The 22,781-nt window shown below is 57.1% G+C and carries 28 protein-coding genes; 19 read left to right on the forward strand and 9 right to left on the reverse strand.

What is annotated here, in order from left to right; genetic code table 11:
- Positions 1 to 195: 195 nt before the first annotated feature.
- The 8 genes from LG374_RS02110 to LG374_RS02145 all read left to right on the forward strand — a co-directional run bounded on the left by LG374_RS02110 (position 196) and on the right by LG374_RS02145 (position 5,024).
- A complete protein-coding gene (locus tag LG374_RS02110) occupies positions 196 to 738 on the forward strand; it encodes a hypothetical protein (RefSeq protein WP_225756159.1) in 543 nt (180 codons plus the stop codon).
- 421 nt (positions 739 to 1,159) lie between these two features.
- On the forward strand, positions 1,160 to 1,477 hold the full coding sequence (locus LG374_RS02115) for a hypothetical protein (RefSeq protein WP_225756160.1): 318 nt from the start codon (positions 1,160 to 1,162) through the stop codon (positions 1,475 to 1,477).
- Positions 1,478 to 1,619: 142 nt separating this feature from the next.
- Positions 1,620 to 1,958, forward strand: coding sequence for a C39 family peptidase (locus LG374_RS02120; RefSeq protein WP_225756161.1), 339 nt, complete (start codon positions 1,620 to 1,622; stop codon positions 1,956 to 1,958).
- Between the two features lie 222 nt (positions 1,959 to 2,180).
- Positions 2,181 to 2,477, forward strand: coding sequence for a hypothetical protein (locus LG374_RS02125; protein ID WP_225756162.1), 297 nt, complete (start codon positions 2,181 to 2,183; stop codon positions 2,475 to 2,477).
- Between the two features lie 2 nt (positions 2,478 to 2,479).
- A complete protein-coding gene (locus LG374_RS02130) occupies positions 2,480 to 3,166 on the forward strand; it encodes a CPBP family intramembrane glutamic endopeptidase (RefSeq protein WP_225756163.1) in 687 nt (228 codons plus the stop codon).
- Between the two features lie 195 nt (positions 3,167 to 3,361).
- On the forward strand, positions 3,362 to 3,526 hold the full coding sequence (locus LG374_RS02135) for a hypothetical protein (RefSeq protein ID WP_225756164.1): 165 nt from the start codon (positions 3,362 to 3,364) through the stop codon (positions 3,524 to 3,526).
- 13 nt (positions 3,527 to 3,539) lie between these two features.
- Positions 3,540 to 4,322, forward strand: a complete 783-nt coding sequence (locus tag LG374_RS02140; protein ID WP_225756165.1) for a hypothetical protein — start codon at positions 3,540 to 3,542, stop codon at positions 4,320 to 4,322.
- A 42-nt stretch (positions 4,323 to 4,364) separates the two neighbouring features.
- Complete coding sequence (locus LG374_RS02145; RefSeq protein WP_225756166.1) at positions 4,365 to 5,024, forward strand: NAD(P)H-dependent oxidoreductase; 660 nt, start codon at positions 4,365 to 4,367, stop codon at positions 5,022 to 5,024.
- Between the two features lie 191 nt (positions 5,025 to 5,215).
- On the opposite strand, the gene LG374_RS02150 is transcribed toward LG374_RS02145, so the two are convergent.
- From LG374_RS02150 to argH, 3 genes are all read right to left on the reverse strand, one after another.
- Entirely contained in the window at positions 5,216 to 5,521 is a 306-nt protein-coding gene (locus LG374_RS02150; RefSeq protein ID WP_225756167.1) for a flagellar biosynthesis protein FlgH, read from the reverse strand.
- Between the two features lie 9 nt (positions 5,522 to 5,530).
- The gene (locus tag LG374_RS02155; protein ID WP_225756168.1) at positions 5,531 to 5,890 is read right to left on the reverse strand and encodes a glycine zipper 2TM domain-containing protein; all 360 of its coding nucleotides are present in this window, start codon (positions 5,888 to 5,890) and stop codon (positions 5,531 to 5,533) included.
- A gap of 70 nt (positions 5,891 to 5,960) precedes the next feature.
- Positions 5,961 to 7,352, reverse strand: coding sequence for an argininosuccinate lyase (gene argH / locus LG374_RS02160; RefSeq protein ID WP_225756169.1), 1,392 nt, complete (start codon positions 7,350 to 7,352; stop codon positions 5,961 to 5,963).
- 43 nt (positions 7,353 to 7,395) lie between these two features.
- Here argH and hemC point away from each other — a divergent pair, with 43 nt between their 5' ends.
- The 5 genes from hemC to LG374_RS02185 all read left to right on the forward strand — a co-directional run bounded on the left by hemC (position 7,396) and on the right by LG374_RS02185 (position 12,360).
- Positions 7,396 to 8,328, forward strand: coding sequence for a hydroxymethylbilane synthase (hemC, locus tag LG374_RS02165; protein WP_225756170.1), 933 nt, complete (start codon positions 7,396 to 7,398; stop codon positions 8,326 to 8,328).
- The gene (locus LG374_RS02170) at positions 8,321 to 9,058 is read left to right on the forward strand and encodes a uroporphyrinogen-III synthase (protein ID WP_225756171.1); all 738 of its coding nucleotides are present in this window, start codon (positions 8,321 to 8,323) and stop codon (positions 9,056 to 9,058) included. Before hemC ends, LG374_RS02170 begins: the two co-directional genes overlap by 8 nt.
- A complete protein-coding gene (locus tag LG374_RS02175) occupies positions 9,055 to 10,314 on the forward strand; it encodes a uroporphyrinogen-III C-methyltransferase (protein ID WP_225756172.1) in 1,260 nt (419 codons plus the stop codon). Before LG374_RS02170 ends, LG374_RS02175 begins: the two co-directional genes overlap by 4 nt.
- Before the next feature lie 4 nt (positions 10,315 to 10,318).
- Positions 10,319 to 11,644: a heme biosynthesis HemY N-terminal domain-containing protein gene (locus tag LG374_RS02180; RefSeq protein ID WP_225756173.1), complete on the forward strand. Its 1,326-nt coding sequence runs from the start codon at positions 10,319 to 10,321 to the stop codon at positions 11,642 to 11,644.
- 77 nt (positions 11,645 to 11,721) lie between these two features.
- Positions 11,722 to 12,360: an SMI1/KNR4 family protein gene (locus tag LG374_RS02185; protein WP_225756174.1), complete on the forward strand. Its 639-nt coding sequence runs from the start codon at positions 11,722 to 11,724 to the stop codon at positions 12,358 to 12,360.
- A gap of 76 nt (positions 12,361 to 12,436) precedes the next feature.
- Here the strand turns inward: LG374_RS02185 and LG374_RS02190 are convergent, their stop codons facing one another.
- Positions 12,437 to 12,859: a diacylglycerol kinase gene (locus tag LG374_RS02190; RefSeq protein ID WP_225756175.1), complete on the reverse strand. Its 423-nt coding sequence runs from the start codon at positions 12,857 to 12,859 to the stop codon at positions 12,437 to 12,439.
- A gap of 60 nt (positions 12,860 to 12,919) precedes the next feature.
- Positions 12,920 to 13,186, reverse strand: coding sequence for a 30S ribosomal protein S20 (gene rpsT / locus LG374_RS02195; protein ID WP_225756176.1), 267 nt, complete (start codon positions 13,184 to 13,186; stop codon positions 12,920 to 12,922).
- A 175-nt stretch (positions 13,187 to 13,361) separates the two neighbouring features.
- On the opposite strand from rpsT, the gene hemL reads away from it, so the two are divergent.
- From hemL to tadA, 6 genes are read left to right on the forward strand one after another with little or no spacing between them, the layout of a single operon-like run.
- Positions 13,362 to 14,651 (forward strand): glutamate-1-semialdehyde 2,1-aminomutase, encoded by a 1,290-nt coding sequence (hemL, locus tag LG374_RS02200; protein ID WP_225756177.1) that lies wholly within the window; start codon positions 13,362 to 13,364, stop codon positions 14,649 to 14,651.
- Between the two features lie 2 nt (positions 14,652 to 14,653).
- Positions 14,654 to 15,292 carry a pyridoxamine 5'-phosphate oxidase gene (gene pdxH, locus LG374_RS02205; protein ID WP_225756178.1) on the forward strand — a complete coding sequence of 213 codons (639 nt, stop codon included), beginning with the start codon at positions 14,654 to 14,656 and terminating at the stop codon, positions 15,290 to 15,292.
- Positions 15,293 to 15,302: 10 nt separating this feature from the next.
- Positions 15,303 to 16,193 carry a methylenetetrahydrofolate reductase gene (locus LG374_RS02210; RefSeq protein ID WP_225756179.1) on the forward strand — a complete coding sequence of 297 codons (891 nt, stop codon included), beginning with the start codon at positions 15,303 to 15,305 and terminating at the stop codon, positions 16,191 to 16,193.
- Between the two features lie 52 nt (positions 16,194 to 16,245).
- Entirely contained in the window at positions 16,246 to 16,629 is a 384-nt protein-coding gene (locus tag LG374_RS02215) for a hypothetical protein (protein ID WP_225756180.1), read from the forward strand.
- Between the two features lie 3 nt (positions 16,630 to 16,632).
- Positions 16,633 to 17,199, forward strand: a complete 567-nt coding sequence (locus LG374_RS02220) for a hypothetical protein (protein ID WP_225756181.1) — start codon at positions 16,633 to 16,635, stop codon at positions 17,197 to 17,199.
- A 1-nt stretch (position 17,200) separates the two neighbouring features.
- Positions 17,201 to 17,659, forward strand: a complete 459-nt coding sequence (tadA, locus tag LG374_RS02225) for a tRNA adenosine(34) deaminase TadA (RefSeq protein ID WP_225756182.1) — start codon at positions 17,201 to 17,203, stop codon at positions 17,657 to 17,659.
- Positions 17,660 to 18,117: 458 nt separating this feature from the next.
- Here the strand turns inward: tadA and LG374_RS02230 are convergent, their stop codons facing one another.
- The 4 genes from LG374_RS02230 to mraY are packed head-to-tail and all read right to left on the reverse strand — an operon-like array spanning position 18,118 to position 22,781.
- Entirely contained in the window at positions 18,118 to 19,089 is a 972-nt protein-coding gene (locus LG374_RS02230) for a hypothetical protein (protein ID WP_225756183.1), read from the reverse strand.
- 45 nt (positions 19,090 to 19,134) lie between these two features.
- Positions 19,135 to 20,385 carry a putative lipid II flippase FtsW gene (ftsW, locus tag LG374_RS02235; protein ID WP_225756184.1) on the reverse strand — a complete coding sequence of 417 codons (1,251 nt, stop codon included), beginning with the start codon at positions 20,383 to 20,385 and terminating at the stop codon, positions 19,135 to 19,137.
- On the reverse strand, positions 20,376 to 21,686 hold the full coding sequence (murD, locus tag LG374_RS02240; protein ID WP_225756185.1) for a UDP-N-acetylmuramoyl-L-alanine--D-glutamate ligase: 1,311 nt from the start codon (positions 21,684 to 21,686) through the stop codon (positions 20,376 to 20,378). Before murD ends, ftsW begins: the two co-directional genes overlap by 10 nt.
- 12 nt (positions 21,687 to 21,698) lie before the next feature.
- Complete coding sequence (gene mraY / locus LG374_RS02245) at positions 21,699 to 22,781, reverse strand: phospho-N-acetylmuramoyl-pentapeptide-transferase (protein WP_225756186.1); 1,083 nt, start codon at positions 22,779 to 22,781, stop codon at positions 21,699 to 21,701.

Consider the following 22,781-nt stretch of genomic DNA (forward strand, 5'->3'; position numbering starts at 1 on the left):
TCGCAGCGGGATGCACGCTTTGAGACATTGCAGGCAACGTCTCTACAAAACCCGCTATTTACGCCGCTTGGCGAATCCAGTAATGACACCGCTTGACAGCATTCGCTCTGCGGACGAGAGCCCTATCTCCCTCTTTCTTGAGTGAAGGGGGTAATTTCACTTGGCAAACTCGGTATTTGCGTCGCTTGGCTAACATTGGCGTTAGAAACCAGCGCATTAGACAAAATAAACGGGAAAAACGTTTATGGACGCTCTCGGTTCCTCGGCATAAACACCTGCAAAGCCGTTGATCCCATAGTGTTTTCCTTTACCGGCGGCTACCGCTTCAACCTCAACAATTCTACCGACCACAAAGTTGGTAACTACTGGCTGCTACGCGCCGACGTGTCTTTCGCAGCCAATGACCGTACCACCCTTAGCGCCAACCTGAAATGGGCGGGGAAAAATCCCGACCGCATCAAGGGGAAACGCATTGGTACGTTTGCAAGCGATACCTATGCCGACTTTGGCGTAGGTTATTCGTTTGTCATTACAGGAGTATCTGCTTTTGCAGATGACACCGCCAGGTTGGATTATAGTGTTAAGCATATGAAACCTGCGGTCAAACCCACAGTAGTGAATCTTTATGCCCGCAAAGGACAGGATGCAATAGCAAATAGGGATATTGGCAATCTCTTATTTCAAGAGCATGCGAAAGAACTCGCTATCTTATCGCAGGACGAAATGGAAAAGACGTAAGGGGCACGCATACCAGCAGCAGTATTAACTGCATTATTATGTGAGGATTTTAATGTATAGACTAGCCATGGGATAAGTCATTTGGAAATAGGACAGCCTGCAAGCATAGAATTAACAACAACCGCTTTAGCTATAGACGCAATTCCTACAGCTCGAGCAGCTTATCCCGCATTAGTTACAGGGAAAAAATTGCAGCATCTGTAGCAGACAAGATCAACCGGGCTTGTCTTTGATGATTTTGGAGTATCAATAGGGGTCGCTGCTTCTGTCAACGAACCTCAACAACGAGCAGCAGAGGAACAGAGAATATTTGCAAAATATAATAGCATGGACTATCATGATTACTGAAACATAAACAAGCCAAGGACGCCAACTCTTCCTTGGCCTTATGGGTATTAATTAAATATTTTTGGTGAAAGTCATGCATTGGCAAACTGTGAGTTATTTAGTCATATTGGGAATGGGTTTTATTGCTGCCAATATTGGGAGAGCAAAAAAACCTTATAAGACAAAGTGTATGTACTCTTTTATATTGGCAACTTTATTCTTTATAATAGCATCAATCTTACTAAAAAACATTAGATGGCCTTTATATTTAATGTTAATTGGAGGTGCTTTATTTCTAGTAAGCTCTATGCATTTTATTAATAATTATGCGGAAACCTATGGAAATCGTAGTATTTCTTCTTTTTTAAAAAAGACTAGAGAAACAGAAGTTAATAATGATAACAAAGAATAGCATATTTACGCTAAATTTAGCATGCTGTACTCTTATTTATGCTACCCCTTCTTTCCAAGAAAATAATGTTATTTATCTTTCATCTGTATTACAGGTAAAAGACTGGAAGACCATGCGTGACAACGGCATTATAAAATAGGATTTGGATTATTTCTGCGCCGCGGCTTCTATTGCTACTCTGCTTAACCGACAATATGGACAACAAGTTACGGAAGAAAAGATTTTATCCTTGTTCAAAAAAGTTGCCAAAAAAGAAGAACGAGCTCCTTATGCCGATATGCAGCAGATTTTGCCGGAACTGAGATTCCGTGCACAGGAATATGCCTTGTCATTTGCGCAACTGAAACAATTACACAGTCCAGTTATTGTTTATCTGCGTTACCGCAATAATGAACACTTTTCTGTACTTTACGGCATTGATGATAATACTGTCCTGCTTACTGAACCAGCATTAGGACATTTATCATTTAGTAGCGAATAATTCCTGAAAGCAGGGAATACGCGTGATGAAATATTGCAAGGAAAAATATTGGCTATTGTCCCCAATAGATCCCGTATAGACATTAAAACATCTACCCATTTCTTACGCGCATCCCCCAATGCCAAACACGGCATATTATGAATTTCTTGCATTTTCCCCAGCGTTATTAGCTGCCAAATACTGCCTGCTTTTTCATTCTTTGAAAAAGGATAAGGGGCGGTGATGATGGGCGAATTGTCCGCCAATTCGCAGCGGGATGCACGCATTACCCTCTCCATTCGTTCTTTCTTTGCCAAGCGGGATTTTTCTCTATGCCTCAACGTGCTGAGATCCGTAAAAGCGGTCTCCGTAGCAGCTTTTATTGACTCCTCTTCCCCTTGTCCTCTACTGACCGGAAAATTCACAGCCTGCAAGACTACAATTCGCAACTATGGCGATGAAAACGGCGTACCGGTGGCGGCACTGGCGCAGCCTTCATCCCAACTTCCATCTAATTCATTGTTTAATAAGGAGATTTAACCATGCATGACCATTCGCCACCGTCCATAGGCCATTGGGCCATGGTTCGGGCCCTGTTGGCAGTACTGCTCTTTAACGCGCTCGCCTTGGGCATTTTTATCGCTTCTTATCTGGCCTACGCCCGCCGCCCCCATCCGGCTAGTTTTATCCTTTGCATGGTTATGCCCCTGTTGTTACTGCTTTTACTGGCGCTGCAAAACCGTCAGCGACGCAGGCTGGGGCTGACCTGGGCCGACATCGGCTTTCATCAGCCGCAGCGTTCCATGTGGCAACTGCTCTGGCAAATTCCGGCGGCCCTATTACTGCTGGTGCTGGCCTACAAGGCCTGCCTGCTTATGATCGAACCGCTACCGGATGACCCGATCTTTAAGCCCCTGGCGCCCTGGTGGTTTTTTGCCGCCAGTGCTGCCCTGCTGATACCGCTGACGGAAGAAATCGCCTTCCGTGGCCTGTTTTTCTACTATCTGCAAGCGCGCTGCGGTTATTGGGGACTACTGGGCTGGTCGTCACTGCTATTTGCCCTCGGCCATATGGGACCCGGCCTTCTGCCGTTACTGCCCTATTACCTGCTCCTGGGTCTGCTCTTTGGTCTAATCCGTCTGCACCACCACAATCTGTGGGCATCGGTGGCTTTACATACGGCGGTTAATCTGGGCGTGGTGTTATTCACCCTGCTGGGCGTCTATTAGAATGGCAAAACCCCAGACAAGGGTTGAGCAACCCGCAAGGCGACTAACCCCGCTATGGATGCCGTTTAGCGAACCCAGTATTTGACGCAGGCGGCTTATCGACAGCAAGCGGTCATCACCACCGTACAATAGGCGCTTCCCCATGCTGCCCAGAATGGGGAACACTTTTTTCGCCCGTTCATTCAGGATACTGCCATGTCCACCGGAATCTGTATCATCCATACCATCAGCTGCCCGTATAGCTGGCACCACATCAGCACCACTCAAGACCCGAACCGTGCATCCGCCCTCGCCGCACTTCCCGATAGCAAGACCTGCTCCGTAGAGGAAGCGGACATAGCGGCACTATTTGGACGATAAGGCAAGGCAAGCCATGTCAACTATCGCCTGCCACAATGCCCCATTGCCAACCAATCCCCATGACGACGCTATCCGCCGCAAACGCCTTGCCGCTTTCCTCACCGCCTGGGACGACACACCCTCGCTGCGACAGTGGCAAGGGCGCGCGCTGCAGCGCAGCCGCCCTCTGGAATGGTTCGGCGCCGCGCAGTATCTGCACTACGAACAGTTGCAAACGCTGTTCTGCCGCGATGCCGCCGATACCGTCCGTCTCACCGCACTGTTGCTGGGTGAGGCACTGGTCGCCCATCTCGGCTTCGCCTGGTGCCGCAGCACCGTTTTCCCCGAAGAAGCGCTGCAAGTACGGCACTGCGAACGCACCCTCTTGTTGCATCTGCCCGCACTCGTCGCCAATGCCTTGAGTCAGCCGCAGGATGACGCCGATACTCTGGAAACGCTGTTCCTTACGCTGCTCTTTGACTGGCTGGTATGGTTCGGAGAATATCACTGGCTGGCCGCTCTCGGCGTCGCGGATTGGGAAGAAACTGCCTATATCGCCCGCTTCGGCGTCTGCCCGCCGCCGCCCCTGCGTCGGCGTCTGCGCTTGCTGCTGGAATGTGACGAGGAACGCGTCATCCGTAACTTCGGTAGCGCCATGCTGCTACCGCCTTTTGCCGTTCTGGAACAGAATGACTGGTCGGCACCGGAAAGTGCGGTTTTTGATCTGGAACGGCAATTCAGCCGTGATTACGGTGCTGATTGGCGCGCATCGGCGGCACAAAGCATGCAGGAACGCGGCATGAATCCCGGCGCATAAACCGCCCTATCTTTACCCTCCCAACACCACAGGAGATTCCTCATGATCTTGACCCCTTCTCAAACGCTCGACATTTTCCATCGCCGTGTTTCCACCCGCTATTACGACCCGGCACGCACCATCAGCGCCGACGATTTCGCTGCCATCCTCGAATGTGGCCGTCTCTCGCCCAGCTCGGTCGGTTCCGAGCCGTGGCGCTTCATCGTCGTGCAGAACCGCACCCTGCGCGACAAGCTCAAACCTGTCGCCTGGGGTATGCAGGCGACCCTCGATGACGCCAGCCACGTGGTCATCATCCTCGCCAAAAAGCACGCCCGCTACGACTCCGCCTTTTTTGATGCCATCGTCAAGAAGCGCAGCAGCAACGACACCGAAGCGCAACGCATCTATCAGCGCTACCGCGATTTTCAGACAAACGATCTGCGCATCGCCGACGATGAACGCGCCCTCTTTGACTGGGCCTGCAAACAGACCTATATCGCCCTCGCCAACATGATGACCGGCGCCGCCATGCTCGGCATCGATTCCTGCGCGATCGAGGGGATGCGCTACGACAGCGTCAACCGCATTCTCAGCGAGGAAGGGCTACTGGATGCGGAGGATTATGGTGTGTCCGTCGCCGTCACGTTCGGCTACCGCGCCCGCGATATTGCCGCAAAACCGCGCCGCCCACTGGCCGAGATCGTGCGCTGGGCGGAATAAATGCCGCTCGGATCACGACGCTATAGTTGAATAGATAAAAAAGCGTAACAAGGCGCGCCGCCGCGGACAGTACAGGTAGTACGGCAAGGCGGCGCAACGCCGTTACGATTATTTAGATGTTTAACTATAACGAAGCGTCCATAAAAAATCCCCGGCAATCTGCCGGGGATTTTGCTGTCTGCTATCGCGCTTTAGTAAAGAAAGCCGCTGTAATAACCGCCGAGGACACCGGCACCGAAGCCGTAAGCGGTGCTTTCGGTATCGTGTCCGGCCGCCTGACCAATGCCGGCTCCGATAGCGCCGCCCCAGAGGGCATTATTCACTTCGTTCGGCTGGCGGGCATAGCGGAGATGCTGCGCACCGATAATGTCCGCTTTACCGATACTGCTATTAAGCGGAGCGCCGGGCGCTTGTGCCTGCAAGGGCACGTCGTTGCGCGGGGCCGCGGTGCAGGCGGCAAGCAGCAGCGGCAGGGTGAGCGGCAATAGGGCTTTCATATGCGCTCCTTAGCGACGATAACCGCCGTTATAGTAGCCACCGTTGTTGTAACCGCCATTGTTGTAGGTCGGCTGCTGGTAGGTGGGTTGTTGGTACGTCGGCTGTTGGTAAGTCGGTTGCTGGTAGGTGCCGGTGCCGTCCGGGGTGCGGACTTGGCTGCCAATGAGGCCGCCAATCGCGGCGCCGGTCAGGGTGGATTCGGTGTCTTTACCCCACAGTTGGCCAATGCCAGCGCCAACGGCGGCACCGATGGCGGCGTTGCGAGCAGTGGTGGTGCCGGATTGGTTCGGCGGGGTAACGGTGCTGCACGCAGCAAGTCCGCCAATGATGGCAGCGAGCAGCGAGGTTTTGATAAGGGTGTTTTTCATGTGGTGTCTCCTGTGTTTGCCCGGATTCGGGATGGCAAAAGAGTAGTGCAATTCAGGGCGGGTGGTAATGTCAATCCTGCAAGGTTTCGCGGGCAGCGGCAATGCGCGCTTTGACTTGTGCGGGCGCGGTGCCGCCGAAGTGGTTGCGGGCGTTGACCGAGCCTTCCAGGGTGAGGCTTTGGTACACATCTGTGGCAATGGCGGGCGAGAGTTGTTGCAGGTCGGCAAGTGGCAGGGCATCCAGCGTGGTTTGGCGTTCGATAGCGAGATGCACGGCGCGACCGACAATTTCGTGGGCATCACGGAAGGGTACGCCGCGCCGCACGAGGTAGTCGGCCAGATCGGTCGCGGTGGAATAGCCTTCGCCGGCGGCGCGGTACATGGCATCGCGCTTGGCTTCGATGGCGGGAATCATGTCGGCAAAGGCGCGCAGGCAGGCGAGGACGGTGTCCAATGTGTCGAAAAGCGGTTCTTTGTCTTCCTGGTTGTCTTTGTTGTAGGCGAGCGGCTGGCTTTTCATCAGGGTGAGCAGGGCGATGAGGTGACCATAGACGCGGCCACTTTTGCCGCGCACGAGTTCGGGCACGTCAGGATTTTTTTTCTGCGGCATGATGGAAGAGCCGGTGCAGAAACGGTCGGGCAGGTCGATGAAGCGGTAGGCGGCGCTGTTCCAAAGGATGAGTTCTTCGGCAATGCGGCTGAGGTGCATCATCAGGGTAGCGGCGGCGGCGCAGGTTTCGATGGCAAAGTCACGGTCAGAGACAGCATCGAGCGAGTTGGCGCAGGGCGCGGCAAAGCCGAGCGTGGTCGCTGTCATGTGTCGATCGATAGGATAGGTGGTGCCGGCGAGCGCGGCGGCACCCAGCGGGGATTGGTTCAGGCGGGCACGGCTGTCGCGGAAGCGCCCGGCGTCGCGGTTGAGCATTTCGTACCACGCCATGAGGTGATGGCCGAAGGTGACGGGCTGGGCGACTTGCAGATGGGTGAAACCGGGCATGATGGTGTCTGCTTCTTGCTCGGCCAAGGTAACGATGGCGCGTTGCAGGCGGCGGATTTCACCGAGGACGCGGTCGATGGCGGTACGGGTATAGAGGCGGATATCGGTCGCAACTTGGTCGTTGCGCGAGCGGCCGGTGTGCAGACGTTTACCGGCGTCGCCGATGAGATCCGTCAGGCGTTTTTCGATGTTCATGTGCACGTCTTCCAGCGCCGTGTCCCAGACGAACTCGCCACGCGCGATTTCATCGGCAATGCTGTCCAATCCGCTGGCAATGGCATCACCATCGGCGGCGCTGAGGACGCCTTGTTGAACCAGCATCGCGGCGTGTGCTTTGGAGCCGGCGATGTCTTCGGCGGCAAGACGCTGGTCAAAGCCGACGGAGGCAGTGAAAGCGGCGACGAAGGCGTCGGTAGATTCCTGGAAGCGTCCGCCCCAGGCGCTGTTGGTTTTCGCTTTGTGCATACAGTAAACTCGCGGGTTGTTTCTTTCCGCGCATTGTAACCGCATGAATCTGTCTATCCCCGAAATCCGCATCGCCACCCGCGAAAGCAAACTTGCCCTGTGGCAAGCCGAACACGTCGCCACCCGCTTGCGCGAATGTTATCCGCAACTCACCGTCCGCCTAGTGCCGATGACAACACGCGGCGATCAGTTGCTGGACGCGCCGCTGGCAAAAATCGGCGGCAAGGGCCTGTTTATCAAGGAACTGGAACAGGCGCTGGCTCGCGACGAAGCGGATATTGCCGTGCATTCGATGAAGGATGTCGGTGTGCACCTGCCGGAGGGTTACGCTATCGCTGCCATCCTGCCGCGCGAAAATCCTTACGACGCTTTCGTCAGCAACCGCTTCGCCCGCTTCACCGATCTGCCTGCCGGGGCAGTGGTCGGAACGTGCAGCCTGCGCCGCCGCATGCAAATCGCCCGCGTCCGCCCCGATGTGGTATTGCGCGACCTGCGCGGCAATGTGCAAACCCGTCTCGCCAAACTCGACCGGGGCGATTTCGATGCCATCATCCTCGCCTGCGCCGGGCTGATCCGCCTCGACCTGCACGACCGCATCCGCGAAATTCTGCCTGTTGCCCTGTCGCTACCCGCTATCGGCCAGGGTGCCATCGGTATCGAATGCCGCCTGGACAGTCCCGTTTACCCGCTGCTTGCCGCCCTGAATGACGCCGACACCGCCCTGTGTGTGCAAACCGAGCGCATCATCAACCGCTATCTTGAAGGTTCCTGCCAGGTGCCACTCGCTGCCTTCGCTACCCTGCACGGCGAGCGTATTCACCTGGAAGCACGCATCGGTATGCCGGATGGCAGCGATTATCTCGCCGCAAGCGACGATGCCCCGCGTACCGATGCCGCCGCGCTGGGCGAGCGCATTGCCGCTCGCCTGATTGCCGGTGGTGCCCGCGATATCTTGCGCCGCCTCAGCCATGTCTGAACTTAGCGGCTGCATCATCCTCTACACCCGCGATAGTAGCCACTACCCTGCCTTCCGCACCCGCATCACCGCGTTGGGCGGCACTACCTACCATCTGCCGCTGATGACAACCGTCCCACAACCGCTCAGTGCCGCTGACCGCACCATCCTTGATAGCAGCGACACCCTCATCTTCACCAGCGCTGCCGCTGTGCAACACCTGCTCGCCCAATATCCCCTGCACGGACAACAAACCATCGCTATCGGTACCGCCACCGCTGCCGCCCTGCCCTGCCCGCCCAACCGCTGCGCCCCGCCGCCCTATAACAGCGAAGCACTACTCGCTGACTGGCAACCGCATGGCGCGTGCATCGCCCTTATCGCCGCACCGGAAGGCAGACAGATGCTTGCGGAAACCCTCAGTCAAAACAATACCGTGCACACCATCTATCCCTACCGCCGCACCAACCCAAGCACACACTATCCATCCGCCCTGCCAATCCCGCACATCATCACCATTGCCAGCCAGCAAACCCTTGATCACCTGCTCGCAATAGTCCCGCAAGAAAAACGAAAACTGCTAAAATGCCGCACCTGTATTGCTGCCATCAGCGAACGAGTGGCGCAATATGCGGAAAAACAAGGCTTTCATACGCATATCCATGCCGAAAAAGCCGGTGAAACAGAGCAAATCGCAGCCATCTGCCGCTGGTGGCAGACGGTGGAATCCAACTCAGGAGCAACTCCATGACTGACCCGAACCAACCCGAAAATCAGCAAGAAACACTCCCCGTAACACAGCACGGCCATGACGAACAAAAAACGCCACAGAGCGGCAGCGGGCGCGGGCTAGCGTTCCTTTCCCTCGTGGTCAGCCTTGCCATTGTCGGCGGTGGTACCTTCGCCCTGAATAAAATTACCACCCATTACAACGACGCTATCGCCAAACTGAATCTCAACCTGAACGACACCGCGCCAAAAACCTACGCCACCATCAGCAAAATGGACGAGCTGGAACAACAAGTCTCCCAACTCGACCAGCAAACCAAAAATATCGACAGCGCCATCAACACCGCTGTGAATGCCGCCGTCGCCGCGAACCAAGTCAGCGACGATCAAATCGCCGCCATCGCCGCACAACACAGCATCAGCCGCGAACAAGTCGAAAGCCTTATCAAGCAAGAGCTGGCAAGCTTCGCCCAAGGCGAAACCAAAATCGACCTCAGCAAAGAAATCGCCGCCGTACAACAAAGCGAAGCCGCCGCTAAAGCTGCTGTGCAGCAAATTGACGAAAAACGCGTCCTTATCGAACACGCCTTGGCACAGAACAACAGCAGTGCCAACCCCTACCCGCTGCTGAACGCGCTGAAAATGGCAAAAATCGCTGCCAGTGACGGCAACTACAGCGCTGCCAAAGCCTACCTCGACCAAGCCGGCGAAACCTACACCCTCTTCAACCTGAACGGCACCGTATACGCCAAATACCAAAATGCGCTGACCGAACTGCGCACCGAATACGGCATCCTTGCCGCCAAACCTGCCCCGGCTGCCCAAATAGAGGCCATCATCGCCACCCTGCCGAAATGGCCGTACAAAAACGTCAACGCCGTCAATCTGCTTGCAGCAAAAGAACAAACCGCTCCGGCTGACTGGCAAGATAAACTCAAAGATGCCGGGCAAAACCTTCTCGAAAAAACCATCACCGTCGTCAAAATAGACGACGCTGGCAATGCTTGGATACAAGCCAACGACGCCCTGCAAATCATCCACAAAGACAACCTGCGCTTGAACCTCGCTTTTGCTCGTAACGCCCTGCAACTGCGGGATCAAGCGGGCTACAACCACATCGCCAAAGAACTCTACGCACAAATCGAGCGCCTCTTTGACACTGCAAACAGCGACGTTGCCGCTGCACTGGCTACCCTCGAAAGGCTTGAAACTAGCGACGATAAAATTCCAGACATCGGCGCTCTGATTGAGCAAATCGAAAAAGCGGCGAAGGAGTAAACCCATGGTACGCATCATTCTCATCCTGCTCGCCCTCTGCCTATGCGGCGTGGCAGGTTACGCAGTCAACCTGCTCCCACAACAACGCGTTTACGTCTTCGCAGCCGGCTACTACGTCGAAACCTCGCTCATCGTCTGGCTTATCCTCTCACTTATCGCCTCCGGCATCATCTTCTACTGCCTGCGCATACTCTGCGTTCTCTGGCACAGCCCGCAAATCCTCAGCCGTAGCAGCAGTGTGCGCCGCCGTCACAAAGCCGAGCGCCTGCTAAAAAGCGGCCTCGCTGCCATGCTGTCTGGCCACTATGGTCGTGCCGAACGCGATCTTGAGCACGGTGGACGCCTGATGACCGCACTTGGTCAAGACGCCGTTATCTACTACGAAAACGCTGCCATTGCCGCCGACCGGCAAAACGCCAAAGACCGCCGTGATCACTACCTGCTACGTGCCCGTGAAGGTGCCCGCCAGCAACAAAGCAACCTGACCCGCTTGACCGAGGCCGAAATCCACGTCCAGAACGGCGCTTACGAGCAGGCACTCAAGCTGCTGGAACAACTGCACAACGAAGAACCGCGCAACAGCAAAATCATCGCTCTGCTTGATCAAACCTATGCCGGACAGCAAGCCTGGGATAAAGCCTGGAGCAACCTCTCCGCCCTGCGCCCACAACTGGACACTGCCGCCTACGACAGCCGTCGCAAGACTTACGCCCAAGGCATCCTGCACGATGGTGCCAAAGGCGACATCCAGGCGCTCGAAGCAGCGTGGAAACGCCTGCCGTCTGACCTGCGCCGCGACAAAGCCCTCATCCTGCAATACGCCGGCGCACTGGCGGCGAACGACCACCCGGAAGAAGCCGAAAAACTGCTCGCCGGCGAAATCCGCCAAAGCCAGGACCTCGAACTCATCCAGGCATACAGCCAACTGCGCCGCGCCGACTTCCGTGCCCAGCTTGAACACATGAAGCAGTGGGAAAGCAAACACGCGAATGACGCCATCTTCCTCTACGCCAAAGCGCTCATCGCCTACAAAGCGAAAGACCTTGATACCGCGCTGCAAGCCATCGAAGAAGCCGTCAAACGTGGCCAGGCGCCAGAAGCCTTCGCCCTCTACGCGCAAATCCTCGACGCAAAAAACCGCCCGGAAGCCGCGTTGCTTGCCTATCGACAAAGCGTCGCCCCGGCTCACCCGGAACAAGCACTGGAAGGCGACCTGCTACCGGCAGCGCCTACCCCGCCAGCGGTCGAACTCAATAAAGAAGCTGTCGAACCGCCTGCCGTTGCAGACCAAAGCGGTGACGATAAGCCTAACGAAGAAAACAAAGCCTAAACCACGACACCCGCGCAAGCGGGTGTTTTTTCATTGATAACGTTTGAAAAATAGAAAAGATACAGAGTTGACGCACCTTGCCATACTCATTGTGTACTGGCTGCGACACATCACCTCGTCTCTTTCCTGTTTACAGGCGTTCTACGCATCCGTCCATCACGCTCTTTCCCGCCTACCTCAATGCCCTGCACATCCTCTATCGCGACTATAGCCTTGAACCCCTGCGCACCTATCCCCCGGCGAGTGCGGCTAACCTCGCTGCTGCCGAAGCCGCACTTGGTTTTGCCCTTGATCCTGCGCTCAAAGCTACCTGGCAAAGCGCAAACGGCAGCGATGAATGGCAAACCGTTTTTGCCCGCCCCGGCTACATTACCGGCTACAGCTTCCTCTCCCTGGCAGACTCCCTGCGCGAGCGTGAGTATATGGCGCACCGCGCGCCACAATACGACGGCTACGAACAGGAACAACCACGCGACCCGCGCATCTGCAGTGGCTGGTACCAAGCGGGCTGGCTGCCCTTTGCTGCCTTTTCCGCCCCCGATCTGCTGCTGATTGCTGACCACAGTCCCACCGCCAGCGGACAATGCGGGCAAATCATTGCTTTTAGCCACGACCCGGATACCATCAGCTACGTCTGTACCGATTTCGCAACGCTGCTCGAACAATCCCTCGCCACCATCCGCGAACACCCAGAAGACTGTCTGCCGGAAGAATGAGCAGCGCTACCCGCCAAACCTACATGAGCGGACAAAAAAACCGCGACCCGTGTCGCGGTTCTTTATCTCCTCACCCTCAGGCAAGAAATGCCCCATATAACGCCATTGCCCACAGGGTAAAGACGAAGGCCAAGCAGGTGTATTGCGCCGCTGAACCCGCGTCTTTGGCCCGTTTGGCAAGCGGGTGGATGGCAGTTGAGGTATGGTCAACCGCTGCTTCCAGCGCGGTGTTGAGCAGTTCGGTGACAAGCGATGCGCCTGAGGCGAAGACGAGCAGCATTTTCTGCGTCAGCGGGAAAGGCAGGAAAATCAGCAGGATAAGCAGTACCGTATGCAGCATCAGCAGTTCGCGGAAGCCCGCTTCTTCGATGGCGGCCTTAATGCCGTCCAGCGAGTAGCGCAGGGCGTTAAAAAGGCGGCCGAGGCCACTTTTCGTGCCTTTGAAGGCGGAGGCGGGATTCTCTGGTGTGAGGGAGGAAGGTTCTTTTTTGTCCTGCATGGCAATATCTCGGCAAATAAAAACCCGCCGTAGGAGCGGGTTTGGGGAAAGCGGTAGCAATCAGGCGGCAACAGCCTTGATGCGGGCGCTCAGACGGCTTTTCAGGCGGGCCGCTTTATTTTTGTGGATGAGGCCCTTGCGTGCAGCGCGATCCAGCGCGGAAGAAGCTTCGATGAAAACGGTCTGCATGGCGCTCTTGTCGCCACCTTCGATGGTGCGCAGCAATTTTTTCACGGCAGTACGCATGGCGGAACGCTGGCTGGCGTTATGGGCGCGGGCTTTTTCGGACTGGCGGACGCGTTTTTTTGCTTGTGCTGTATTAGCCAAGATATTTCTCCTAAATAATCAATGAAAAAGGGGTAAAAGAGGGCGCGGATATTGCCCTTTTTCTTTAATTTTGTCAATGACTTTTCCCCTGTGACAAGCCCTTCCGGGCCTGTGGTTGTAATCCCCCTGCCGTGCTTCCATAATGCCGCCCTTTCCTGTTTTTGAGGTACTTTCCATGTCGTCGCAAGATGCTTTTCTCGCCGCGCAAAAGGTTATTCCGGGCGGGGTCAATTCGCCCGTCCGCGCTTTCCGCAGTGTCGGCGGCACGCCGCGCTTTATCGCCCGTGCTGAGGGGCCTTATATTTTTGATGTGGACGGCAAACGCTATATCGACTACGTCGGCTCGTATGGTCCGGCCATTGTCGGTCATGCCCACCCGGCCATTGTCCGTGCGGTACAGGAAGCGGCGACACGCGGTTTCGGCTTTGGCGCACCGACGGAAGCGGAAACGGCGCTTGCCGAAGCCATCGTTGCCCGTGTGCCGGCGGTGGAGATGGTGCGCCTGTGCAATTCCGGCACGGAAGCGACGATGAGCGCCATTCGCCTTGCGCGCGGCTACACTGGCCGCAGTGATTTTTTGAAATTCGCCGGTTGCTATCACGGTCACAGCGACGGCCTGCTCGTCGCCGCCGGTTCCGGTGCACTCACCCTCGGCGTGCCGGATTCGCCCGGTGTCCCCGCTGCCTACGCACAACACACCTTGACCGCGCCGTATAACGACATCCCCGCACTGGAACAGGTATTTGCCGACTACGGCGACCGCCTCGCCGCTGTCATCGTCGAACCCGTCGCCGGCAACATGAGCTGCGTCCCGCCCGACCCTGCCTTTTTGCATACCCTGCGCCGCCTGTGCAGCGCACACGGCGTCGTGCTGATTTTTGACGAAGTGATGACCGGTTTCCGCGTCGCCCGCAGCGGCGCGCAAGAGTATTACGGCATTGAGGCCGACCTCGTCACCCTCGGCAAAATCATCGGTGGCGGGATGCCGGTGGGTGCCTTCGGCGGGCGGCGCGCCATTATGGAACAGCTTGCCCCGCTTGGCGGCGTCTATCAGGCCGGAACGCTGTCCGGCAACCCCGTATCCGTCGCCGCCGGTATCGCCAGCCTCCGCCTCACCGACGACCCTGCGTTTTACCAACGTCTCAGCGAACACACCACGGCACTGGCCGACGGCCTGCTTGACCGCGCCCGTGCGCACGGCATCCCGCTCGTCGTTAATCACCTTTGCGGCATGCTCGGCCTCTTTTTCAGCAGCGAAGAACGCATCGACAACCTCGAAGCCGTCAAACGCAGCGACACCGCCCGCTTCGCCCGCTTTTTCCACCATATGCTCGATGCCGGTGTGAACCTCGCGCCGTCTGCCTTTGAAGCCATCTTCACCGGCAGCCAGCACAATGCCGCCGTGATAGACGCAACCCTTACCGCCGCAGACCAAGCCTTTGCCAAACTCGCCAAGGGGGAGTGAACATGGACATCGGCAACATCCGCAAAGACTTCGCCGACCACCCGCCGCTCGAACGCGCTGACCTGCATGACGACCCCATCCGGCAATTCGAGCGCTGGTTCAGCGAAGCCCTTGCCAGCGGCATCGCCGAAGCCAACGGCTTCGTCCTCAGCACCGTATCCGCCGACGGCCAGCCCTCGCAGCGCGCCGTCCTGCTCAAATACTTCGACGCCGACGGCTTCGTCTTCTACACCAACTACGACAGCCGCAAAGCGCAGGAAATCGCCGCCAACCCGCGCGTTTCCATGCACTTCCCCTGGTTCGCCCTGCAACGCCAGGTAAAAATCGAAGGCAGCGTCGAAAAAGTCTCACGCGAACAAACCCTCAAATACTTCCTCTCGCGCCCCAAAGGCAGCCAGCTTGGCGCCTGGACCTCGCCACAAAGCCAGGTCATCAGCTCGCGCCAACTGCTCATGCAACAATGGGAGCGCATGAAAGCCAAATTCGCCCACGGCGACATCCCGCTGCCCGACTTCTGGGGCGGCTACCGCATCCGCCCGCATGCCATCGAATACTGGCAGGGACAACCCAACCGCCTGCACGACCGCTTCCTTTACACCTTGGGCGACAGCGGCTGGACCATTGACCGCCTCGCCCCCTGAGTCCGCGCCTATGAACATCGACAAAACCGACCTGCAACAACTCATCCACCAATACAGCATCGAAATCGTCCCCAAAACCCTGCGCCAAATCGGCGACATCCGTCCCTGGCTCGCTCCCGGCACCGAAGTGTACGTCCCCAACCTGCGCGGCCACAAAATCAGCGACACCATTGACGCCTGCGCCCAACTACAAAGCCAGCATATGCAGGCCGTGCCACACCTCGCCCTACGTAACATCGCAAGCGAAGACGAACTGCGCCACACCCTCGACCGCATCACCGCCCTCGGCATCCGCCGCATCCTCGTCCTCGCCGGCGGTGCCAAAGAGCCGCTCGGCCCTTACGGCAGCGTCAAAGACCTGATGAAAACCGGCATCCTGCAAACCTACCCCTTCGAGCACATCAGTTTCGCCGGCCACCCCGAAGGCTCACCCGACATCCCCCCAGACGAACAAGAAGCCGCCGAAGCCCAAAAACAGGGCTACGCCCTCACCTACCCGCACGACTACTACCTCACCACCCAATTCTGCTTCCAGATCGCGCCCATCATCACCTGGCTTGACCGTCTGCGCGCGCGCGACATCACCTTGCCCGTACACCTCGGCATCCCCGGCGTCGCCAGCACCACCTCGCTCATCCGCCACGCCCAGGCCTGCGGCATCGGCCAATCCATCAACTTCCTGTGGAGAAACGGGCGCAACATCCGCCGCCTGATGGGCCTCAGCACCCCGGACAAACTACTCACCGACCTCGCCATCTACCGCAAAACCCAGCCGGAGAACGCCATCCGCAAACTGCATTTCTACCCGCTCGGCGGCTTCGAAACCACCATCAACTGGCTGCGCGCCATAGAAGCGGGCAACATCACCCTGACGGACGAAGGATTCACCGCCAACACCTGATGCCCGCCAAGCGGGACAACCACGCGCATTTCCATCACAACACACCCATCTTATGAACAAAACTCTGACCCTGACCACCGCCCTGCTCCTTGCCGCCTGCGCAAACAGCACCGCCACCTTCCTCGAAGGCACCCCGCCACTCGCCGACGGCGACAACGAGTTCTGGATGTACTACTGCACCGATGGCAACGACAAAGGACAAGAACTGCAAGTGGACTACGCCAACATGGGCGGCGAATACAGCGCCACCCCCAAGCTCGCCAGTGGCAAACGCGTCCTGTCGCGCCAAAGCGCCTACGACTTCAGCGACGGCGAATACCGCTGGCACAGCGACGATGGTGGCCGCTACTTCCGCCTGAGCCACCACGACCAAACCGAATACAGCCACTGCGGTGCACGGCGCAAACTGGACAAAGATGCCGTGTACCTGCGCTGAACCATGACCCTCCTCAGCCCCGAAACCCGTGCCATCCTCGCCGCCCGGCATTTCACCCTGCACGAAACCCCGCCCCGGCACATGACCATCTCCGATATCCTCCACAACCCCTACGGCCTGCTGCACGACATCCCCTACAGCTACATCAACCTGCGCTGCATCCGCTACCCCGACCAGCTCATTACCCTCAGCCGCGATGGCGAAAACTGGCGCTGCTTCGCCACCTACGGCGAAAACGGCTGCCTGCTGCTGGATGATGCTGGCCGCATCCGTGCCCTGCACGACGACGGCAGCATCACCCCCGTCAACCATAACTTGGGCGACTTCACCTGCTGCCTCGCCTGGTACCAGTCCGCGCTCTACGCCATCCAGGCCAGCGGCCACCAAACCGGCAACAAGCACTTTGGCGCCGCCTGCGAACGTGCCGCCCGTTTCGCCCGCCGCCGCATCGCCCCGCTCGCCGATACCCGTACCGGCAGCTTCTGGGACGACATGCTCTTCTACCTTGAAGACTGGCTGGGCGGCTTCAACCCCACCATCAACGACTACATCCAGGATGGCCGCGCCTGACATGAACGACGAACACTACATCCGCCTCGCCATCGCCCAAGCCGCGCAAGCCGAAGCCCTCGGCGAAGTCCCCATCGGCGCGCTCATCGTCGTCAAAGGCGAAATCATCGCTGCCGCGCATAACCGCACCATCACCGAGCACGACCCCGCCGCCCACGCTGAAATCCTCGCCCTGCGCGCAGCGGGACAGACACTCGCCAACCACCGCCTGGGCGGCGCCACCCTCTACGTCACCCTCGAACCCTGCACCATGTGCACCGGCGCACTGGTACAAGCCCGCATTGACCGCCTCGTCTTCGGTGCCTACGACCTGCGCGCCGGCGCCTGCGGCAGCGCCCTTGACCTCGCCCGCCACCCGCAGCACAACCACCACATCCGCGAAGTCAAGGGCGGCGTATTGGAAGACGAGTGCCGCGCGCAACTGCAACAGTTCTTCCAAAAACGCCGCACGGCAGGATGATGGCTACCCGCCAAGCGGGATGGATGCTGGGTTTGCCGCCAAGCGAGGTAAACGCTGGGTTTTTATTCCGGCCTTCGGCTATCTTCCCCCGCAAGCGGTGCGGATGCTGGGTTTTTATTCCCTCCCTTCCGGCCTTCGGCCACTTTCCCCCGCAAGCGGGGGAAGGGATTTTTTGCGGAATGCGGAATTAGGTAGCTGTCAAGCGGGATGGATGCTGGGTTTGCCGCCAAGCGGCGAAAATACTGGGCTCGTCAAACGGGATAGATATTAGGTTTATAGGAAACGAGGTAAACGCTGGTTTTTTATTCCCCCTTCCGGCCTTCGGCCACCTTCCCCCGCAAGCGGGGGAAGGGATTTTTTTGTGCGAAATTTGGAATTAGGCGAACTCCAAGCGGGATAAATGCCAGGTTTGTGGCCGTCATCAAGCGGGAGTTCTATTATTTCCCCATACTTATGGACTATTTCTGTTGAGATGCTCCATCGGAATTTCCCGAAGCTCTATCCATCATTCGCGTGAATAGTTCTTCCATTGGTATTTTCTCGGCTGTTGACTTATCCAATAAAAGTGCTGGATTTAATCCCATAGATTCAACAGCAATTCGAGAAAGAATTTTTCGTACTTTTCCATCATCATCTAAATATGGTTCCTTATTGAGCATCTCTAGAAAGTTTAGATATGTCCTTGTAACCACCTCCTTATGTTTATAGGTTTGTTCTATTTTTCTATCTTCCCTTATATTCTTTATGGTAAATAAAATCATCCAGACCAACGGAATTATAGCTAATAATTTCGCAAGATAGGAACTTACAGATTCGCTATTCATTCCTAATTTTAATGTAAACCAATGCATAACGATATGTACAACAGGAATGGCAAAAAGGAGAAATATTAATGTTCGTATGTTTGTGCTGATTCTTTTACTTACTTCATCTACCTGTTTTTTATACTCACTATAAAGATATACTTCATTAGCTTCACCAAGCAATTCTGCAATTTTTTTATCATATCTTTCCTTGGCTTCCTTAATAACTCTATCACCTCTACTGTAGAGATCTATGTAAATATTAATATATTCTATTTGCTGAAAGACACTCTTTAATTCATTTAGTTTCTGCTGATATTCTTCTTTAGATTCTGGAGCAAATTCACGTCTGCTATACACCCCGGAAATGTTTTTTAAAATCCTATCTGCATTGTCACGAATATATTTATGAAATTCAGACAACTTCATTTCCAAATATTCTATTGCATCTAACTCCAGTAATTCTAAAATTGCAGGATTAAAACAGTTTTTTAAATATGATATATCATTTTTAAATTCCTCAGGTGAAAAAAATGGCGGGTCAGGTTGAAAGCTACTAATTGGTAGATAACATTTTTTTTCCCAGGTTTTTAAGATATCATTGATTCTTTCCTGTTTATTATTCATGCGTCATTTCCTATATATAAAACTTATTTTTGCTTAGAAGGCCTTTCAGATAATCCCTTCGCGTTTGGCCTGGTAGCGGCTTTCCGCATCGATGCGGGCGAGTATGCCGAGCGAGACGCAGACGATGACCACGGAGCTGCCGCCGTAGCTGACAAGCGGCAGGGTCAGGCCTTTGGTCGGCAGGAGGCCGGTGGTCACGCCGATGTTGACCAGTGCCTGAATGGCGATGGTGAGGCCGATGCCGTAGGCAAGGAGGCTTGCGAAGCGGCGGCGGACGCGGTCGGCAAGATAGCCAATGGTAAATGCTCGCCAGACAAGCAGCACAAAAAGGGCAATGACGACCAGGGCGCCGATGAGGCCGAGTTCTTCGGCGATGATGGCGAAGATGAAGTCGGTGTGGGCTTCGGGCAGGTAGTCGTGTTTTTGTACGCTCTGGCCGAGGCCGCTGCCGAAGAGGCCGCCGCTGCCGATGGCAATCAGCGAGTTCACCAGTTGGTAGCCTTCGTCGTATTGGTGTTCCCAGGGGTCGAGGAAGGTGAGCAGGCGTTTGACACGGTAGGGCGCGGCGACAAGCACGGCGGTCATGAGGCCGATAACGGCGAGGAAGAAGAAGGTGAAGCGTTTGGCGTTCACGCCCGCCATGTACATCATGCCGAGGACGACGGCGACCATGACCATGGTGGTGCCGAAGTCGGGCTGTTTGATGAGGATGGCGGCGAAGATGGTGGTGATGGCGAGGAGTTCGATCATCGGCCGCCAGCTGCGGTCAAGGAATTGGTTGTTGCGCTGCAGGAAGGCAGCGGCGTAGATGGTGATGGCGAGTTTGACGATTTCGCCGACTTGCAGTTTGAAGAGTTGCAGGTTGATCCAGCGACGCGCGCCGTTGACGGAGACACCAACGCCGGGGATGTAGATGATGCCGAGGAGGATGAGCGAGATGACGAGCAGGCGGCCGCTGTTCTGGTAGTAGTAGTGGGTCGGCATGCTGTAGCAGATGTAGGCGGCAAAGAGGCCGCAGAGGTAGTAGGTCGCCTGGCGCGTGGTGTAGTGGTACATGTCGCTGTTGTGGCCGACGGCTTCGCTCATGGAGGCGGAGGTGACCATGATCATGCCGATGGCCATCAGCGCCAGCCAGGCGAAAAGCAGCCAGATGTCGGGAAATTCGAGTCCCTGCCAGCGCGAGATGTGCTGTTTCTGGCTGTGGTGGAAGGCGTTGATGTGGGTCGCAGCGTTTTCTTTGCGGGTGAGGGTCGGCTCGATACGCTGGGCTTGTTTGCCGGGTTCGTTTAGCGGCATATGCTGGTGACCTCGTAGGCGAAGGCATTGCCGCGCGCATCGTAGCCGCTGTATTGGTCGAAGCTGGCGGTGGCCGGGGCGAGGAGGACGGTGTCACCCGCTTGGGCGAGGCTGCGGGCGCGCTCGACGGCTTTGTCCATGCTGCCGCAGTCTTCGTAAGCGACGTTGGCAGCGTTGAAGGCGACCTGCATGGCGCGGTTGTCCACGCCGATGAGCAGGACGTGGCGGACGCTGCTGGTTTTGATGATGGCGGCGAGTTGGGCGAAGTCCTGGTTTTTGCCAACGCCGCCCGCGATGAGGATGACCGGGCCGTTAATGCCTGCCAGTGATGCGGCAGCGGCACCGATATTGGTCGCTTTGGAGTCGTCCACCCAGTGGACGCCGCCTTCTGTGGACACGGTTTGCATGCGGTGCGGCAGGCCGGCGAATGTTTCGATGGCGGGCAGGGCCTGGCTGGGGCTCACGCCGTAGGCTTCGAGCATGAGCAGGGTGCAGAGGATGTTGCTGTGGTTGTGCGCGCCGTGCAGGTTGAGGCGGGCGGTGTCGAGAACACTGTGGCCGTGCAGGATGATTTTGCCGTTTTCGACGCGGTTCGGCAGGGTCGGCGCGTTGCCGTAGTAGATGATGTTTTGTCCTTGTTCGGCGGCGGCGACGCAGTTTTCGTCGTCGCCATTGACGATGGTGATGCTGGCCTGGCGCACGAGGTTGGTTTTGGCGGCAGCGTAAGCGGCGAAGTCGTCGTAGCGGTCGAGGTGATCGGGGGTGATGTTGAGGATGGCGGCGACGCGCGGGTAGAGCGAGGGGCAGAGTTCGAGCTGGTAGCTGGAGAGTTCGAGGACATAGCAGTCAGCAGGTTCGCCGTCAAAGAGGGCATCGAGCACGGGGCGGCCGATGTTGCCGCAGAGTTTGGCGCGTTGTCCTGCATGGTTGAGGGCGGCGGCAAGCAGGGTGACGACGGTGCTTTTGCCGTTGCTGCCGGTCACGGCCAGCACGGGTTTGTCGTTTAGGAGGGCGAAGAGTTCGATGTCGTTGATTTGTCGCGCGTAGTTGTGGGTGAAGGCGGCACGGCGGCGGTCCACACCGGGGCTGACGACGAGGGTGGCGGCACCGGCAAAGGCGTCCGGGTCGTCGAAGTTGCGTCTTTCGATGCGGCGTTCGTCCAGGCGTTCGTCTAATCCGATGGCGTTGTAGCCCGCTTCGCGCAGGAGGTCGAGGGTGACGTGGCCGGATGCGCCCATGCCGACGACGTAGATGGGTTCGGCGAGCGCGAGGGCGCGCAGTTTGCTGGTCAGGGTATCCATGGTGTGCTCCGGTTAGCGTAGTTTGAGGGCGGACAGGCCGATGAGGACGAGGACGACGGTGATGATCCAGAAGCGGATGGTCACGCGCGATTCGGGCCAGCCCGAAAGTTCGAAGTGGTGATGCAGGGGGGCCATGCGGAAGACGCGTTTGCCACGTGTTTTGTAGGAGATGACCTGGATCATCACCGAAAGGGCTTCGGCGACAAAGATGCCGCCCATTAGGGCGAAGACGAGTTCCTGGCGGATGGCAACGGCGATAGTGGCGAGTGCCGCACCGAGGGCGAGGGCACCGACGTCGCCCATGAAGACGAGGGCGGGGTGGGCGTTGTACCAGAGGAAGCCGAGTCCCGCGCCGGCGATGGCGGCGGCGAAGACGGCCATTTCGCCTGCGCCGGGAATGGCGGGCTGGTGCAGGTAGTTGGCGAAGTAGGGGTTACCAGAGATGTAGGCGAAGACAGCAAGGCCGCCAGCGACGAGGACGACAGGCATGATGGCGAGGCCGTCGAGGCCGTCGGTGAGGTTGACGGCGTTGCTCGCGCCGGTGAGGACGAAGTAAACGAAGGGGATGAAGATCCAGCCCATGTTCCAGCTGAGGTCTTTGAGGAAGGGGACAATGAGGGTGGTTTCTACCGGGCTGGCAGCGCTCAGGTAGAGCCAGACGGCGGTGAGGAAGGAGACGAGCGAGAGCAGGGCGTATTTGTGTTTGGCGCGCAGGCCTTGCGGGTCTTTGAGGATGAGTTTGCGGTAGTCGTCGATCCAGCCGACGGCGCCGAAGCCGAGCATGACGAAAAGGGCGATCCAGGTGTATTTGATGCGCAGGTCCGCCCAGAGCAGCATGGCGATGCAGACGCTGAGGATGATGAGCGCGCCACCCATGGTGGGCGTACCGGCTTTTTTCAGGTGGGTTTGCGGGCCGTCGTCGCGGACGTACTGCCCCATTTGCAGGCGTTTGAGGAGCCGTATCATCGGGCCGCCGCAGCCAAGCGAGAGAAACAGGGCGGTGAGGGCACCGAGGATGATGCGCGAGGTGAGGTAGGTAAAGGCGTTGAGCGGGGTGATGTAGCCGCTGAGCCATTCGGCGAGGGCGTAGAGCAT

It is taken from the genome of Cardiobacterium sp. Marseille-Q4385 (assembly GCF_916618745.1).
Taxonomy (GTDB): Bacteria; Pseudomonadota; Gammaproteobacteria; order Cardiobacteriales; family Cardiobacteriaceae; genus Cardiobacterium.